Consider the following 17,365-nt stretch of genomic DNA (forward strand, 5'->3'; position numbering starts at 1 on the left):
CAATCTCTGCGGCCCGATATATTGAGCGTTGTGAAGCAGAATCCGGTCAACGCCGGATTGACCGAGTGACGCTCCGTGGATCCTAGCAGTTTACCGAGGTCGTTGCGCATCGCCCTGGTGGCCGGGCTCGTTTTGATGCTCGGGGGTGCCAGCTTATTGGCCTATCGCTGGTATCTTCGGCCGACAACGCTCACCGTCGCCGTCGGTTCGCTCGATGGCGAAGCGAACAAGCTCATTTCGGCGATCGCCGGCAAGCTCACGGAGTCGAAAGCCACAGTCCGGCTGCGCCTGGTCCAGACCACGGGGCCGCTCGAGTCTGCCGCTGCGTTCGCGTCCGGAAAGGTCGATCTTGCGGTGGTGCGCGGCGATGTCGGCGACCTGTCGCAGGCCCAGGCCGTGATCGTGCTGGCCCACGCCGTCGCACTGATCATTGCTCCGCCCGGTACTTCGATATCTGACGTGACGGAGCTGAAGCGCGCCACTCTCGGCGTGATCGGGTTCGAGGCCAATCAGAAGCTGATCAAGGTGTTGTCGGACGAATACGATCTCGCGCGCGCGGGCGTGACGTTCAAGCCGCTGTTGCCATCGGACGCGCGCCGGGCCCTGGAGGCCAAGGAGGTCCGCGCCATCCTGGTCGTGATGCCTCTGACCGAGAAATATCTGTCCCTGCTGCGAGGCGTTCTCCCGCAAAATTCGCGAACCGGGCCCGTGATGATTGCCATCGAGTCGGCGGGCGCGATCGCCGAAAAGGAGCGGGCCTACGAAAGCTTCGACGTGCCCAAGGGAACATTGCGGGGTTCGCCGCCAATTCCCCCCGACGACCTGACGACGCTGCGGACCTCATTCTACCTGGTGGCGCAGAAGAAGCTTGGCAACGATCTGATTGGCGACTTGACCCAGTCGATCATGACCGCCCGCCACAATTTGCTCGCTGAGTTGCCGGGGCTGGCGCAAATCGCGACGCCCGACACCGATGCAGATGCCTACATCCCCGTGCACCCGGGCGCCGCCGCATTCTACGAAGGGACCCGGGAGAGCTTTCTCGATCAATGGGGAAATGCGATTTTCCTGGCGCCGATGATCGCGGGCGGCCTTGCATCGGTGCTCGCCGCGGCCTGGAAGTTTCTCCGGCCGGTCGAGGCACCGAGCCGCCAGGAGGCGCTCGACATGCTTTACGCGCTGGGGCCGCGGATCCGGGCGGCCGAGCTTATGCCGGAGCTGGAAGCGATCGAGCGCGAAATCGACCAGGTGCTGCGGACGCAGCGTAAGCAGCCGGTCGGGGACGACCAGGCCGAGCGTGCCGTCACCGCGGTGAACGTTGCGGCCCATCGGCTCGAGAACCTGATCCATGATCGCCGTGCCCATCTTGCGTCGCAGCAGCCGGGCCCGGCCGGAAGCTGAGCGACGCTTTCCTTGATCTCGATCAAAGGAGGGACGCGGCCGTGGCCGATGCTGTCGACCGTCGGTGTCGATGGAGGTCGCGATGTTCCGTTGGGGCAAGATTCTGGTTGCGATTGCGCTGGTATCGGCCATTCCCGTCGCTGCGGTGGCGCAAACCGCCGACAAGCCGCCAGCGCAGAGTAGTCAGCCACAGGCAGCCGCGCCGACAGCGCAGCCGGCTGACAAGTTGTTGAAGCCCGAGCAGCTCGAAGCGTTGGTCGCGCCGATTGCGCTCTATCCCGACGAGCTGCTGGCCAACGTGCTGGCGGCGTCGACATACCCACTGGAAGTTGTGCAGGCCGATCGCTGGCTGAAGGAGCGCAAGAATCTAAAAGGCGATGCGTTGAAGACCGAGGTCGAGAAGCAGGCCTGGGACGACAGTGTGAAGGCGCTTGCGAGCACGCCCGACGTTATTTCGATGATGAGCGAAAAGATCGATTGGACCAAAAATCTGGGCGATGCGGTGCTCGCGCAACAACCGGATGTGATGGATGCGATTCAGCGGTTGCGGTCGAAGGCCTATGACAACAAGAAACTGGTGACGACCAAGCAGCAGAAGGTCAGCGTTCAAACACAAGAGAACAAGCAGGTGGTCGTAATCGAGTCGGCGGATCCGAATACGATGTACGTGCCCTATTATGAACCGGCCACAGTCTACGGCACCTGGCCATACGCGGAATATCCACCTGACTACTTCGGGTATCCGTCCTATATCGGCGCGGGCGTCATCGCGACCGGCCTGGCGTTCGGCGCGGGATGGGCAATTGGCCGTTGGGGCAACTACTGGGGCGGCGGGTGCAACTGGGGCAACCGCAACGTCTACGTCAACCACTACAACCGGGTGAACAATATCGGCAACAGCTGGCAGCACAACCCTGCGCACCGGCAAGGCGTCCGCTACAGCAACACCAACGTCCAGCAGCGGTTCGGCGGCAATAATGTGAAGGCCGGCGTCTCGGACCGAATGGATTTCCGCGGCCGGGACGGACAGCAAGTGCTGCGTCCGAACCAGGGAGCCGGAGATCGGGCAGGTGATCGAGCCGGAGATCGGGCGGGTGATCGAGCAGGAGATCGAGCGGCGGATCGTGCGGGTGACCGCGGTGGTGACCGCGGCGGAGATCGTGCCGGCACGCGCGATCGGCCTGGTGGCGGCGATCGCGCAGGTGCCTCAGATCGTGCAAAGGGCGGCGGCGATCGAGCTGGAGCAAAGGGCGGCGGCGATCGAGCCGGCGCAAAGGGGGGCGGCGATCGCGCAAAGGCTGCCAACCGCGGCAATGCCGGTAACCGCGCAGCTGCGGCCAATCGCGGTGGCGGCGGCAATCGCGGCGGTGCCATGAACGTGTCGTCCGGACGGGCAGCTGCGGCGGCATCGGCGCGCGGTCGATCGAGCATGGCCAGCATGCCGCGCGGTGGCGGCGGCGGAGCAAGCTTCGCCGGTCGTGGCGGCGGTGGATTCCAGGGTGGCGGCGGAGGCGGATTCCGTGGTGGCGGTGGAGGAGGCGGCGGCTTTCGCGGCGGCGGTGGCGGCGGACGGCGTTCCGACATCGCGCTCAAGCACGACATCGAACTGCTTGGATATCTCTCCAACGGCCTCGGTTATTACCGCTTCAGCTATCTCGGCAGCAGCAAATCCTATGTCGGCGTGATGGCGCAGGAAGTCGAGCACGTCATGCCAGCGGCGGTGACGCGCGGTGCCGACGGCTATCTCAGGGTCTATTACGACAAGCTCGGCCTCAAGCTTCGCAGCTACGACGAATGGCGTGCCACTGGTGCGAAGATTCCATCTCGGTCGGAGGCATCACAATGACAGGCTCTTCGTCCTTGCGATTGAATCGCATTGCTTCCGTCGGCATCGCTGCGGCAGCAGCACTCGCTCTGCTGCTGTCTCCGGCTCGCGCCCAGCAGGGCTTCCCCAATCCCGAAGACGCAGCGTCCGCCTTGGCGACCGCCGTCAAGGCCGGCACGAGCCGGGCCATGCTGAAAGTGCTGGGCCGCGATGCTGCCGACATCATTGAGTCGGGCGACGATGTCGCCGACGCCAATGCGCGACAGCGCTTCCTTTCGGCCTACGACGCCAAGCATTCGATCAGGGCCGACGACAATAAGAAGGCCACCCTGATTCTGGGGCCCGACGACTTCCCGTTCCCGATTCCCCTCGTCAACAACCGCGACGGCTGGAGCTTTGACGCGGCTGCGGGACGTCGCGAAATCCTCTACCGCAGGATTGGCAATAACGAGCTTGCTGCGATCCAGACCTGTCTCGCCTATGTCGACGCTCAGAATGAATATGCTGAAAAGGATCGCGGCGAGGGTGTGGGCGCCTATGCCCAGCGCATCGTCAGCAGGCCGGGCAAGACCGACGGATTGTTCTGGCGCGACGACAAGGACCCGAGTCCGCTCGGTGAGCTGGCCGCGCAGGCCGCGGCGGAGGGCTACAAGGTCGGCGAGCAGAGCGCGCCGTATCACGGATACTACTATCGGATCCTGAAAGCGCAGGGCTCCGACGCCCCGGGCGGCGCGCTGAACTATGTCGTGAAGGGCAAGATGATCGGTGGATTTGCACTGGTCGCCTATCCCGCCGAATACGCCAATTCCGGCGTCATGACGTTCCTGGTCAACCACGCAGGCACTGTCTATCAAAAGGATCTCGGCTCACGCACCGATTTCCTCGCCTCGCGCATGATCGTTTTCGATCCGGATCACACCTGGAAGAAGATCGACCTTACAAATCCCTGAGCTCAGAGGGGCCGCAGCGATGCGATGCACGATCCGTCCCGTCATACTGGCGCTTGCGGCGATGATCCTGTCGGTCACGCCATGCTCCGCACAGGCGACTGGCCATGTCCAGGTCAAGTTCGTGAAGGCAGCTCTCGTCGTGGGTGGTGGCGGCGGGAGCGGCACGCTCACCTACCGTGGGCGGCACTATCGGTTCATCGTGTCCGGCTTCAGCCTCGGCTTAAGCGCGGGTGCGTCGGTGACCTGGCTGGAAGGCACCGCCTCTGGCATCAGGGAGGTCAACGATTTCGCCGGCAGCTATACGCTGGTCGGAGGAGGCGGCGCATGGGCTGCCGGCGTGGGCGGCGTGAGCATGCGAAATGAACGCGGTGTTCTGCTTACGCTCAAAGGGCCGAAAGCAGGACTGGAATTTGCCGCAAACCTCGGCGGGCTCACAATCTCGTTGCGGTGAACTCGAGCTGTATTCAGCCTATTCTCTAGGGAGAGGCTCGGAAAAGCGAAAACGCTCCGGCGCGTAGCGCTGCTAACTCGGGCGAGCCACGATTGGCCTGAAAACCGAAAAAGCCCGCCTCTCGGCGGGCATTTTCGTTGTTGAGTGCACCTTGGATCGTGCGCTTCGCTGCTCAAACCTCAGATCATGGAGTTGAGCAGCTCGCAGCCGCCTCCGCCGCCACCTCATCCGCATTCGGATCGGCCGCCGCGGTCGCCCAGGCGAGTTCGACGAGGGTCACGGTCCGCCGGCCGGCGCCGTCGAGCTGGCAGACGATCAGGCCCTGTTCCTCGATATAGGTCAAAAGATGCCGGGCGCGGCGCAGCGAGTGGGTGCCGTAGGCGCGTGCGATCGCGGCATCGCTCGGGCAGGGCCAGCCCTCCTTCGCGGCGCGGGCGATCATCATGAAGACGCCTTGCATGTCCTCGGGCAGCAGCGCGGCGCGCATCGAGACATCCTGCCACGCGTCGTCTTCCGCCATCTCGGTGCCGAGCCCGGCGCGGGCGCGCGTCAACATGCGGCGGAAATCGGTCAGCTCCGGCACGACGGCGCCGAGCCCTTCGATGCGGCAGCGGACCACGAACTCCTGATACAGCACGCCGATGGCGCGGAAGCCGGCGTCGGGTTCGGCGAGGATGGCGCGCAGGATACGGTCCAGCCGCTCCCGCCGCTCGGTCAATTGCTCGGCGCTGAGCGGCGGCTCCGCGGCTTCGGGACTTGGCTCCGGCGCCGGCTGCTTGGCGGCCATCAGCTGGCTGAGCAGGTCCGGCGACGGCGCCCGGCGCGACGGACGCACGGTCTCGGGCGGCGGCGCTGCCAGGATGATGGCGCGCGCGTCCTCAAGTGCTGCTTCCGGCAGCGGCATCAGCCGCGGCGCCGCGTTGCGCGGCTGCGTGTCGGTTGGACCGATGCGCAAGCCGAGCGGGCGGCGCGAGAGCGCGGGTCCAAGTGCCATGAACTGGCCGCGCTCGAGGTCGCGGAAGGCTTCCGCCTGCCGCCGCTCCATGCCGAGCAGGTCGGCGGCGCGCGCCATGTCGATATCGAGGAAGGTGCGGCCCATCAGGAAGTTGGACGCCTCGGCCGCGACATTCTTGGCGAGCTTGGCGAGCCGCTGGGTTGCGATGATCCCGGCAAGGCCGCGCTTGCGGCCGCGGCACATCAGGTTGGTCATCGCGCCGAGCGAGAGCTTGCGCGCCTCGTCGGTCACTTCGCCCGCAACCGCCGGCGCGAACAGCTGCGCCTCGTCCACCACCACCAGCATCGGATACCAGTGGTCGCGGGGGACCTCGAACATTCCGCCGAGGAAAGCCGCCGCCCGCCGCATCTGGTTCTCGGCGTCGAGCCCTTCGAGATTGAGCACGGTGGAGACGCGGTGGATGCGCACGCGCTCGCCGGCGACCTGCAGGCTGCGCTCGGTATGGTCTTCGGCGTCGATGACGAGGTGGCCGAAGCGCTCGGCCAGCGTGACGAAGTCGCCTTCGGGGTCGATGATGGTCTGCTGCACCCAGGGCGCGCTCTGTTCCAGCAGCCGGCGCAGCAGATGGGATTTGCCGGAACCCGAATTGCCCTGCACCAGGAGGCGCGTCGCCAACAGCTCCTCGAGGTCGATGGCCGCCGAAGCGCCGGCCGTCGTCTGTCCCATCTCGATCGCTACGGTCATCTGCCCCGACTCAAATCATCCTTGCGGAGACGCGGCTTAACAAGCCGATCGCGCCCCGTCGAGCGAACCGCGACATCATCCCCAGGGACGGCCGGGAGGTGGACAAGCCGGAAACCGTTCACTGCGAGGGGTGCCGAGTCGCTGCGGCGGCCCGGCGCGCGCAAGATCGATCGTGCGCGGTCGCCCCGGTCTACTCCGCCGGCTTGGCGGCGGCCGGCGCTTTCGCCGGCGCCTTGTCGACCTTCTTCGACCACGAGCGGTAGTAAGCCAGCGCGGTCATCAGCACGATGCCGACAACGCTGACCAGGATCTGCATCCAGATGCTGCCGGAGACCTCGACCAGCAAGACATGCGCGATGACGGCGAGGAAGACGCCGGAGCAGAACACCTCGAGCGACTGCTGGCCGCATTTGAGCATCGGCTGGAACATCGGCCATTCGTATCCAGGCCACTCGCGCGGCAAAAAGCGCGTGACGAAGAAGGCGAGCACGATGAAGTGCAGCACGCGATAGGGCGCGAGGTTGGTCTTGTCGTTCGGGTTGAACGCATCATAGAGCCAGGCCGGCATCGCCTGGCCGAGCTCCGGGAAGCGGCCCGCCAGCGTCATCACCAGCGCGAACAACAGATAGGCGCCGCCGAGCCAAAGGAAAGCGCGCGAGCGGATGAACGAGATCGACTCGCTGGCGCCGCCGAGCGCAAACCATCCGCCGAACACGAACAGGAACTGCCAGCAGAACGGGTTGAAATACCATGTACCGGACGGATAGGCCGGCAGGTTCCAGCCGAAATGCCGTGCGGCGAGATAGAGCAGGAACGAGGCCAGCAGCGTCAGATTGAGCTTGCGCAACATCGCCCACAGCACCAGCGGATAGCAAACCATCAGGGCGATATAGAGCGGCAGCACGTCCATGTTGACGGGCTTGAACGCCAGCAGCAGGCCCTGATAGAGCGTCTCGGCCGGGTTGTGCATGAAGCCCGCGACGTTGAATTCGTTCTCCAGGTTGGGGTCGTGGTAGCGCTGGGAGAGATAGCCGATCTCGGCGATATAGATCACGAACAAGAGGACGTGCGCGACGTAGATCTGCCAGGCCCGCTTGATCAGGCGGGTGGCGCCGATCACGGTGCCGCGCTCGAGCATCATCCGCGCATAGACGAATGATGCGGTGTAGCCAGAGATGAACACGAACAGGTCGGCCGCGTCGCTGAAGCCGAAATTCTTCTGCGTGATCCAGTTCACCGCATTGTTCGGGATATGGTCGAGATAGATCGCCCAGTTGGCGAAGCCACGCAAGAGATCCAGGCGATAGTCGCGGCCACGCGGCGGCAGGACAGCCTTGACGTCCATCGGTTCGTTCCCTTCCCCAACCTCGCGCATTCCGCAAAGCGCGCGCACACAGCATCATACTAGAGCAGGATCAGCATAGTTGTGTAACGGTTTTAGAAAGATCATGCTCGGATGAGAACCGCCATGCCGGTTCGTTCAGTGCTTAGGATGGGTAGAGCGAAGCGAAACCCATCACTCCGTGCCGGCCTAACGAATGATGGGTTTCGCTGCGCTCTACCCATCCGAGAGAGCTGGGGCCGCACACCCGCACAACTAACGCCGAACGAACCCGTTGTGCAGCGTGGTGAACAGCGCCTTGCCCTTCTTCACCAGATCGTATTTGCGGCCGTAGAGCAGCCAGACCGCGGTGAGGTGGCACATCCCGCCCATCATCAGCGACATCGCGGTGTAGGGGTCGAGGTTCCTGCGATAGGTGCCGGCGCGGCTCGCCTGCTTGAGCAGCTGCACATAGAGCAGCGCGTATTTGTCGACCGCCTTCTTCACCCGCGGCTCGGCGGCAAGCACGCTCGGCCATATCTCCAGGAAGAACACGCGGCCCCAGCCCGGGTTGTCCTTGATGTACTGGAAGTTGGTCAGGAAGATGATGCGGAGCTGTTCGACGGGGTCGCCACCCTTGACCAGCAGCGGTTCGGTCTTCTGATACAGCGCCTCGAAATTGCCCGCGGGCACATCGAGCACCAGCGCGCGCTTGTCCTCGAAATAATCATAGAGGCTGGAGAGCGGCACCTTGGCCGCCGCGGCGATGTCGGTGAGCGAGGTGCCATCGATGCCTCTCTCGCCAAACAGCCTGGTGGCTGCCGAGAGAATCTGCTCGCGCCGGTCGCGGCTGCGTTGTTGCTTGAGCTTGAGTATCGTCCCCGAAGCCACTTCCTTCTCCAAGAGCGCTTTCGAGCGAAGCCTGTCCCGGACTTGATCCGGGATGGATACCGGCTCGCGCAAAGAAACGCGTCAGAACAAGAATCTCCCATCCCCGCAAAACACTAAGACAGCGGAAGTGGATCACCAAGGACAATTGCAACATAAATGGAAGAGGCTGTTGTCAGATGGTTGCGTTGCGCCGTTCATGGTTGCGGAATGCATTGCGGGCGATGATCTGGCGCATGATCTCGGATGTGCCATCCAGAATTCGCACCACCCGTGTTTCCCGCCAGATACGTTCGAGCGGCAGGTCCTTGGAATAACCGGCACCGCCGAACAGCTGCATGGTCATGTCGGCGACGCGCTGCACCATGTCGGCGCCGGTATATTTGGAGAGCGCCGCCGCGGCGGTACGCGCGGCCGCGTCGCCCTGGTCGTAACGCCAGGCCGCCTCATAGGCGACGAGGCGCGCGGCGTGCAGCGAACTCGCCATGTCGGCGATCTGCCACTCGATGCCCTGATGGTCGCGCAGTTTGCGTCCGAATGTTTCCCGCTCGGAAACATGATCGAGCGCATAGTCCAGCAGCTGGCTCGCCGCGCCGACGCAATAGGCGCCCCAATGCGTGCGCCCGGCATCCAGGCACCGCATCGCGATGGCAAATCCTTCACTCTCCTGGCCCAGCAGATTCTCGCGCGGCACGCGGCAGCCCTCGAAGATCACCTCGGCATGATCAGAGCCGCGCCCGGCGGCCATCTCGACCAGGCGCCCGATGCGCAGGCCCGGGGTCTTCGCATCGACGACAAAGGCAGCGATGCCCTTCGCGCCGGCAGACGGGTCGAGCGTGGCGAATACGGTGAAGACGCCGGCGACCGGCGCATTGGTGATGTAGGTCTTGCTTCCGTCGAGCACGTAATGATCGCCGTCCCGCCGCGCCCGGGTCTGGATACGGGCGGCGTCGGATCCGGCGTTCGGCTCGGTTAGGGCGAAGGCGCCGATCACGCGTCCGCTGGCAAGCTCGGGCAACCATCGGTCGCGAACGGCGGGCTGTGCGTAGAACTCGATAGCCTTCGAGCCGATATGAACGTTCACCCCGCTCAGATAGTAGAAGGCGGTGTGGGCCTTCGCGAGCTCCTCGATCGCGATGCAGCTGCCCAGCATCGAGAGGCCGAGGCCGCTGAATTGTTTTGGCGTGTTGGTTCCGAACAATCCCATCCTGCGCAGGCCGGCCATGGCGCTCTCGGGCACCTCGCCGGTCGCCTCGATCGCGGCATCGTGGGGCTGCAACTCGCTGCGCACGAATTCGCGCACCCGTCCCTGCAGCACGCGCAACTCGTCGGGAAGCTGAAAATCCATGGGCTTGCTCAAAAATTCGAATAATCTTCGAAAAATGTGCGCCGTCATCCGGGAGATGTCAATATTTTGCGGGAGTGGCGAAGAAACGCGGCGAGAACCGGGATGTCGTCCACGACATTTTCCGCCGCAACTTCGTCGATTTGTTGCGGGATAAAACCACGAGTTGTGGGCAGGAAAGTTGTCACTGGGGAAAGAAAATGATGCTGCACTCGGTTCAATCAAGCTATTCCGCGCGATGGATCGCCGGCCTTGCCGCTGCCCTTGTCGTCGGGCTTGCGTCGCCGGCAGCGGCTCAAAGGGCCACCGACACCACGCTCGCCCGTGTGCTCGTGCTCGGCACAGGCGGCACCATCGCAGGCCAGGCCAGCGCGCGCGCCGGCAATGCCTATGACTCGGGCAAGGTCAGCTCGGCGAATCTGGTGGCGGCGATTCCGGGCATCGAAAATCTTGCCCAGATCTCGGCCGAGCAGATTTCATCGATCGGCTCGCAGGACATGAACGACAAGGTCTGGTTCGACCTCGTCAAGCGAATCCGCGCCGCGATCGACAACAAGGAGGTCGACGGCGTCGTCGTCACCCATGGCACCGACACGATGGAGGAGACGGCGTTCTTCCTGCAAAACGTGCTGGACACCGACATCCCGGTCGTGCTGGTCGGCTCGATGCGGCCCTCGACCGCGATCGGTGCCGACGGCCCGGCCAATCTCTATGAGGCGATGCGGGTCGCCTCGGCGCCGGAATCCCGCGGCCGCGGCGTGCTCGTGGTGCTCAACGACACCGTCCATGCGGCGCGCTGGGTGCAGAAGACCAACACGACCAGCGTCGAGACGTTCCGCTCGGCCGATGCCGGGCCGGTCGGCTATGTCGACACCGGCTCGCCGCGCTTCCTGCAGCCGGCGGTACCGGTCAAGAGTGCCAAGCTGAAGCTGCCGGATGCGCCGCCGCTGCCGCGGGTCGACATCATCTATTCGCATGCCAACATGGACGCCGCCGAGATCGAGGACGCGGTCAAGCGCGGCGCCAAGGGCATCGTGCTCGCCGGCGTCGGCGACGGCAATTCATCGAAGGGCGCGATCGATGCGCTGGCGGCCGCGGCGAAGCAGGGCGTCGTGGTCGTGCGCTCGAGCCGCGTCGGCTCGGGCTTCGTGAACCGCAACGTCGAGGTCGAGGACGACAAGCTCGGCTTTGCGGTCGCGCTCGATCTCAATCCACAGAAGGCGCGGGTGTTGCTTCAGCTCCTGATCGCCAACGGCATCACGGAGTCCTCGGCGGTTCAACAGGCATTCGCGCGGTAGACCGTTAGTTTTGACCCGCCGCCTGTGGGCCTCGCCTCCGGCGCTGCCTTTGCGGCGCGGCGCGCCGCGAGCAGCCGCGCGCGGGCCTCGGCGAGGCGCGACATCACGGTGGTCACTGGAATGCCGGTGACCTCGGCGATCTCCTTATAGGAGAGATCGATGACTTCGCGCAGCGCGATGACCTCGCCGAGCGGCGCGGGCAGTTCGTCGATGAGTTGCCGGATCGTCGGGGTGCCACGCGGGGCGGAAGTTCCATTCGTGCCGGCAGCATCCGCCGGCGTGCCGCGGCGGCCGGGCTTCTCGCCGAGCTTCTCCTGACAGACAGCTTTGAGGATCGCAAGCAGCCACGGCCGCACGGCCGGTCCACGCAAGCCGTCGAACTGGTGCAGGGCGCGCTGATAGCATTCCTGCACGGCCTGTTCGACGTCCGCCTCACTTCGCATCAGGACCTGGGCGAACGCATAGGCATCGTCGAGACACGGCAGTGCCGCGTCACGAAACTGCTGCGCGGTTTTATTCCCGGCTTCCGCATTTCGCATCATAGGGTTGCATCTCGTGAATAGCTTTACCAGCAATCGGCGGAGTGGTATCAGGCTCCCCGCCGGAGTCGTGGACCGTCGCGCCAAGCGTAGGGACAGGAACGACAAGCGCGCCCGACCTGCGCATATCTGGCAGAACGTGATCGTTCATCGCCTCGTTTCGAACGATCGGGCTTTCGGAGCACGGATCATGTCCGAGACGCAGGTGCCCAACCGGTTCTCGATTTTCCATCACGGACTGGCCAGGGGGCCGGCCTATGAGGCGTGGCGCGAGGGCATTTGCCGCGGCTTCTGCCGGCTCGATGTCGCACCGACCGACGACAACCGCATCGATTGCCACAACGAGTTCACGCTGCTGCATACGGTCGCGATTGCGACGCCACGCGGCGGCTCGGCCCGCTTTGCCCGCACCCGCGCCCTGCTGGACGACGGCTGTGACGACCTCGTCCTGATCTTCGCGACGCGCGGCATGGTGCAGGTCACACAGGGCAGCAAGGCGATCGAGCTGGCGCGCGGCCAGATGTGCCTCACCGAAATGAATATCGTCGGCACCGCCGATCTCACCCAGTCCGGCAGCTTTATGACGACGCGGTTTCCGCGGCGCCTGCTGCTCCAGGCGACGCCGTCGGTCGAGACGCAGCTGGCGCGGGCGCTCGGGCGCGACCCGGCCTTGAGCGCGATGATCGAACGCTATTCTGCGCTCTGCACCGACCTTGCCGGCGATCTCGACGCGCCGGGCCAGCAGGCGGCGGCGCATCATCTGGCGGATCTGGTCGGTCTCGTGCTCGGCAGCAGCGCCGAGCAGAAGGAACTGGCCGCAGGCGACGGAGTGGCGAAGACGCGGCTCGATCTGATGAAGGCCGACGTTCTGAAAAACCTCGACAACGGCAACCTCACGATCGAGGCCGTTGCGCGCGCGAATGCGCTGAGCACGCGGCAGGCGCAGCGCCTGTTCGCCTCCGCCGGGACCACGTTCTCGGAATTCGTGCTCGAGCAGCGTCTGCTGCTGGCGCGCCGGCTGCTGCTGCACGAACAGGGCGCCGGCCGCAAGGTCAGCGACATCGCCTATACGGCCGGCTTCAACGACCTGTCCTATTTCCATCGCTCGTTCCGCAGAAAATTCGGCGTCGCGCCGGCGGAGATGCAGATGGAACTGGGGCGCAGGCATTGAACGCCTCGCGCTGCTGACGTAGAGCGGGGACCGGCTTCATCCCAACGCGTGGCTTCTCCCAATGCCTATCTGGACCTGCGAACAATGCGGCGCGCAATTTCCTGAAACCGCGGCGCCGCCGCCGTCCTGCCCGATCTGCGAGGACGAGCGGCAATATGTGAACTGGAAAGGGCAGGCCTGGCTGACGCGCGAGGAGCTCGCCGGGCGGCATCGGCTGGTCTGGCGCGACGATCTCGGTCTGGTCGGGATCGCGCTCGAGCCGGCATTTGCGATCGGTCAGCGCGCGCTCCTGGTGCCGGACCGCGGCGGCTGCGTGATGTGGGACTGCGTGCCGTTGGCAACAGCGGAGGCGATCGCGCATGTCAGGTCGCTCGGCGGCCTGAAGGCGATCGCGATCTCGCATCCGCATTACTATGGCGCGGTCGCCGACTGGAGCGCGGCGTTCGACAATGCGCAGGTCTATCTGCATGGCGACGACGCGCAATGGGTGACGCGGCCGCATCCGTCGATCGTGCCGTGGCAGGGCGACAGCCATCGCATCTCCGACGACATCCTTTTGCTGCGGGCCGGCGGCCATTTTGCCGGCGCCACCATGCTGCATTGGCGCAAGGGCGCCGACGGGCGCGGTGCGCTGCTGACCGGCGACATCGCGATGGTGGCGATGGATCGCCGTTCGGTCAGCTTCATGTATTCCTACCCGAACTACATCCCGCTCAATGCGTCCGCGGTCCGCCGCGTCGCGCGCGCGGTCGCGCCGCTGGCCTTTGAGCGGGTCTATGGCGCCTGGTGGGGCAAGAACATCGCCTCGGACGCCAAAGCGGCGTTCGATCGCTCGGTCGAGCGCTATCTCGCGGCGATCTCGGGCTGACGGTTCCCCCCGCTTGGCTTGCCAGGCGGCGCGATCACGCTATATCAGGGCTTTCCCGCCACCTGCGATTGTCCGAGTTTCCGCATGACCACGACTGCCGCCGCCGAATCCCAGCCGTTCCAGGCCGAGGTTGCCGAATTGCTGCACCTCATGGTGCATTCGGTCTATTCCGAGACCGATATCTTCCTGCGCGAGCTGATCTCGAACGCATCTGATGCCTGCGACAAGCTGCGTTACGAGGCGATCGCCAATCCCGGCCTGATCACCGACGGCACGCCGCCGGAGATCAGGATCGTCCCGAACAAGGCCGCCGATACGCTCGCCGTGGTCGATACCGGCATCGGCATGGAGCGTCAGGAGCTGATCGATAATCTCGGCACCATCGCGCGCTCCGGCACCAAGTCGTTCCTGTCGAAGCTGACCGAGGCCAAGGACGGCGCCAATCTGATCGGCCAGTTCGGCGTCGGCTTCTATGCCGCGTTCATGGTCGCCGACAAGATCGTCGTCACCAGCCGCCGCGCCGGCTCGGATGAAGTGTGGGTGTGGTCGTCGGAAGGCGGCAGCGGCTTCGAGATCGCGCCGGCCAGCGAGGCGGCCGCCGAGCGTGTCGCGCGCGGCACCGAGATCGTGCTGCATCTGAAAAAGGACGCCGCCAAATATCTCGAGGCTTACGAGATCGAGCGCATCGTCCGCGAATATTCCGACAACATCCAGTTTCCGATCCTTTTGGTGCCGGAGGAGGGCGAGCCGCGCCAGATCAACTCGGCGAGCGCGCTGTGGCAGCGCTCGAAGTCGGAGCTTTCGCCGGAAGACTATGCGCAGGCCTACAAGCAGATCGCAGGCGCCTTCGACGAACCGGCGATGACGCTGCACTACCGCGCCGAAGGCCGGCAGTCCTACGCCGTGCTGCTGTTCGCGCCATCGGCCAAGCCGTTCGACCTGTTCCAGGTCGAGCGCAAGGGCAAGGTCAAGCTCTATGTCCGCCGCGTCTTCATCGCCGACGATGCCGAGCTATTGCCGGCTTATCTCCGCTTCATCCGCGGCGTGATCGACAGCGAGGACCTGCCGCTCAACATCTCGCGCGAGATGTTGCAGAACAATCCGCAGCTCGCGCAAATCCGCAAGGCGGTCACCGGCCGGGTGATCGGCGAGCTGGAAACGCTCGGCGAGAAGGAGCCGGAGACGTTCGCAAAGATCTGGGACGCGTTCGGTCCGGTGATCAAGGAAGGCCTCTACGAGGATTTCGAGCGCCGCGAAAAACTGCTGGCGCTGGCGCGCTTCACCACGACGTCGGGCGAGAACCGCTCGCTGAAGCAAGTTGTCGACGACTTCAAGCCGAACCAGACCGAGATCTATTACCTCGTCGGTGACAGCGTCGAGCGGCTGAAGTCGAACCCGAAGCTGGAATCGGCGCGTGCCCGCGGCATCGAGGTGCTGCTGCTGACCGATCCGGTCGATGCGTTCTGGACCTCGGCGCCGCTCGATTTCGGCGGCAAGCCGCTGAAGTCGCTCAGCCAGGGCGATGTCGATTTCGGCTTGATCCCGCTTTCCGACGACAAGGACGACAACAAGGACGAGCCGGCCGCCGATGCCGCGACCACGATCGCAGTGATCAAGGATGCGCTCGGCGAGCGCGTCTCCGATGTGCGCGCCTCGCAGCGGCTGACCGCGAGCGCGTCGTGCCTGGTCGCCGGCGGTGACGCGCGCGATCGCGCGCTGGAGCGGCTGCTCGCCCAGCAGAACCGCGGCGCGATCACCAAACCGATCCTCGAGATCAATCTGCGTCACCCGCTGGTCGCAGCGCTCGCGACCGACACCGCGCAGGCCAAGGACCTGTCGCTGTTGCTGTTCGAGCAAGCGCAGATCCTCGACGGCGAGATGCCCGACGATCCGGCCGCTTTCGCGAGCCGCATGAACCAGCTCGTGCTGCGCGGCGTGGCGAAGTAGGGAAGATTCGTAGCTCTCTATCGCCGTCATCCTGAGGAGCGCGAAGCGCGTCTCGAAGGATGCACGGCCGAGCTGTTGCAGCGGGGCCGTCGTGCTTCGAGACGCCGCTTCGCGGCTCCTCAAGCATGACGGGACCAGGAGCATGGCCGCAGGCACGAGTTGACCCCGGATATCGCTTCCCTCAACCGGGCTACGCCTTCGTGAACAACGCAAATAGCGCCGCGCCGTATTCCGGCGCTTGACAGGTCGCGGCCGCGATGATGTTATGTTATAACATTACATAAATCCAGTGACCCATGTCCCGCCGCCGCCCATCCCTCCAACAACTGTTTGATCTCGATGCCAAAACTCCCCGTCACCATCTTGTCCGGCTTCCTCGGGGCTGGAAAGACCACTTTGCTGAACCAAGTCCTGAACAACCGCCACGGCCTGAAGGTTGCGGTGATTGTGAACGACATGAGCGAGGTGAACATCGATGCCGACTTGGTTCGCGATGGCGGTGCGAACCTGTCCCGGACTGACGAGAAACTGGTCGAGATGAGCAATGGCTGCATCTGCTGCACCCTGCGCGACGATCTCCTGAAGGAGGTGCGCGCGCTGGCCGAGAGCGGCCGCTTCGACTATCTGCTGATCGAATCGACCGGCATTTCCGAGCCGCTTCCGGTCGCCGCGACCTTCGAGTTTCGCGATGCAGATGGCCAAAGCCTCTCCGACGTCGCGCGGCTCGACACCATGGTCACGGTGGTCGACGCCGCCAATCTCCTGAAGGACTATGCCTCGACCGATTTCCTGACCCAGCGCGGCGAGGCGCTCGACGGCGACAAGCGCACGCTGGTCGATTTGCTGGTCGAGCAGATCGAGTTCGCCGACGTCGTCGTGCTGAACAAGGTCGATGCCGCGACACCGGCCGAGCGCGAGGCCGCGGCGACCATCGTGCGCGCGCTCAATCCCGACGCCGAACTCGTCGAGGCGAGTTTTGCCAAAGTCCCGTTCGACCGCGTGCTCGACACCGGCCGCTTCGCCTATGAGCGCGCGCAGCAGCATCCGCTCTGGCACAAGGAGCTCTACGGCTTTGCCGAGCATGTGCCGGAGACCGAGGAATACGGCATCACGAGCTTCGTTTATCGCGCGCGGCGCCCGTTCGATCCGGCGCGCTTCCACGGCTTCCTGTGCGAGAGTTGGGGCGGTGTGATCCGCGCCAAGGGCCATTTCTGGATCGCGACGCGCCCGGATTGGTGCGGCGAGATGAGCCAGGCCGGCGCGATCGTCCGCACCGAAGGCCTCGGCTCGTGTGGGCGGCGATCCCGCGCGAGCGGTGGCCGGATCATCCGGATTGGCAGCTGATGATGCAGCGGAGCTGGAATGACCTCTATGGCGATCGCCGCCAGGAGCTGGTGTTCATCGGTGCGGGGATGAACGAGGACGATATTCGCCGCCGGCTCGATGCCTGCCTCGTCACGGGCCGGCCCGGCATGGACCCGCAGGCCTGGAAAAAACTGCGCGATCCGTTTCCGCCGTGGAGAAGGGCAGGCGAGGCGGCGTGAGTATCGGGCCACGCTGCTCTATCTCCGTCATCCTGAGGTGCCGCGAAGCAGCGTCTCGAAGGATCGACGGCCACGAGCAGGGCCGTGCATCCTTCGAGGCTCGCCCAGCGGCGCAAAT

Annotated in this window: 13 protein-coding genes and 1 pseudogene; 9 read left to right on the forward strand and 5 right to left on the reverse strand. The window is 64.8% G+C overall.

The window, feature by feature from the left end:
- Positions 1-102 precede the first annotated feature (102 nt).
- From G6P99_RS06780 to G6P99_RS06795, 4 genes are all read left to right on the forward strand, one after another.
- Positions 103-1,401 (forward strand): TAXI family TRAP transporter solute-binding subunit, encoded by a 1,299-nt coding sequence (locus G6P99_RS06780; protein WP_245284980.1) that lies wholly within the window; start codon positions 103-105, stop codon positions 1,399-1,401.
- An 82-nt stretch (positions 1,402-1,483) separates the two neighbouring features.
- Positions 1,484-3,247: a DUF3300 domain-containing protein gene (locus tag G6P99_RS06785; protein WP_165127630.1), complete on the forward strand. Its 1,764-nt coding sequence runs from the start codon at positions 1,484-1,486 to the stop codon at positions 3,245-3,247.
- Positions 3,244-4,176, forward strand: a complete 933-nt coding sequence (locus G6P99_RS06790; protein WP_029085468.1) for a DUF2950 domain-containing protein — start codon at positions 3,244-3,246, stop codon at positions 4,174-4,176. Before G6P99_RS06785 ends, G6P99_RS06790 begins: the two co-directional genes overlap by 4 nt.
- A gap of 61 nt (positions 4,177-4,237) precedes the next feature.
- Positions 4,238-4,627, forward strand: a complete 390-nt coding sequence (locus G6P99_RS06795; RefSeq protein WP_035978692.1) for a hypothetical protein — start codon at positions 4,238-4,240, stop codon at positions 4,625-4,627.
- A gap of 184 nt (positions 4,628-4,811) precedes the next feature.
- Here the strand turns inward: G6P99_RS06795 and G6P99_RS06800 are convergent, their stop codons facing one another.
- The 4 genes from G6P99_RS06800 to G6P99_RS06815 form a co-directional block, all read right to left on the reverse strand.
- The gene (locus G6P99_RS06800) at positions 4,812-6,326 is read right to left on the reverse strand and encodes an ATP-binding protein (RefSeq protein WP_029085470.1); all 1,515 of its coding nucleotides are present in this window, start codon (positions 6,324-6,326) and stop codon (positions 4,812-4,814) included.
- Positions 6,327-6,516: 190 nt separating this feature from the next.
- On the reverse strand, positions 6,517-7,671 hold the full coding sequence (locus G6P99_RS06805; RefSeq protein WP_029085471.1) for an OpgC domain-containing protein: 1,155 nt from the start codon (positions 7,669-7,671) through the stop codon (positions 6,517-6,519).
- Positions 7,672-7,923: 252 nt separating this feature from the next.
- Positions 7,924-8,538, reverse strand: a complete 615-nt coding sequence (locus G6P99_RS06810; protein WP_051346880.1) for a TetR/AcrR family transcriptional regulator — start codon at positions 8,536-8,538, stop codon at positions 7,924-7,926.
- Between the two features lie 172 nt (positions 8,539-8,710).
- Positions 8,711-10,105 carry an acyl-CoA dehydrogenase family protein gene (locus tag G6P99_RS06815; protein WP_246709463.1) on the reverse strand — a complete coding sequence of 465 codons (1,395 nt, stop codon included), beginning with the start codon at positions 10,103-10,105 and terminating at the stop codon, positions 8,711-8,713.
- Between G6P99_RS06815 and G6P99_RS06820 the strand changes: the two genes are divergently transcribed.
- Complete coding sequence (locus G6P99_RS06820; RefSeq protein ID WP_334261944.1) at positions 10,084-11,178, forward strand: asparaginase; 1,095 nt, start codon at positions 10,084-10,086, stop codon at positions 11,176-11,178. The genes G6P99_RS06815 and G6P99_RS06820 overlap by 22 nt on opposite strands.
- Here G6P99_RS06820 and G6P99_RS06825 read toward each other — a convergent pair.
- Positions 11,157-11,720 (reverse strand): sigma factor-like helix-turn-helix DNA-binding protein, encoded by a 564-nt coding sequence (locus tag G6P99_RS06825; RefSeq protein WP_165127634.1) that lies wholly within the window; start codon positions 11,718-11,720, stop codon positions 11,157-11,159. The two genes, G6P99_RS06820 and G6P99_RS06825, sit on opposite strands and share 22 nt — an antisense overlap.
- A 187-nt stretch (positions 11,721-11,907) precedes the next feature.
- Here G6P99_RS06825 and G6P99_RS06830 point away from each other — a divergent pair, with 187 nt between their 5' ends.
- From G6P99_RS06830 to zigA, 4 genes and pseudogenes are all read left to right on the forward strand, one after another.
- Complete coding sequence (locus G6P99_RS06830) at positions 11,908-12,888, forward strand: AraC family transcriptional regulator (protein WP_029085475.1); 981 nt, start codon at positions 11,908-11,910, stop codon at positions 12,886-12,888.
- Between the two features lie 61 nt (positions 12,889-12,949).
- Positions 12,950-13,756, forward strand: a complete 807-nt coding sequence (locus tag G6P99_RS06835) for an MBL fold metallo-hydrolase (RefSeq protein ID WP_029085476.1) — start codon at positions 12,950-12,952, stop codon at positions 13,754-13,756.
- Positions 13,757-13,840: 84 nt separating this feature from the next.
- Positions 13,841-15,703, forward strand: a complete 1,863-nt coding sequence (gene htpG / locus G6P99_RS06840; protein WP_029085477.1) for a molecular chaperone HtpG — start codon at positions 13,841-13,843, stop codon at positions 15,701-15,703.
- 339 nt (positions 15,704-16,042) lie between these two features.
- Positions 16,043-17,247 (forward strand): annotated as a pseudogene (zigA, locus tag G6P99_RS06845) (zinc metallochaperone GTPase ZigA).
- Positions 17,248-17,365 lie beyond the last annotated feature (118 nt).

The organism is Bradyrhizobium sp. 6(2017) (assembly GCF_011058295.2).
GTDB lineage: Bacteria > Pseudomonadota > Alphaproteobacteria > Rhizobiales > Xanthobacteraceae > Bradyrhizobium > Bradyrhizobium septentrionale.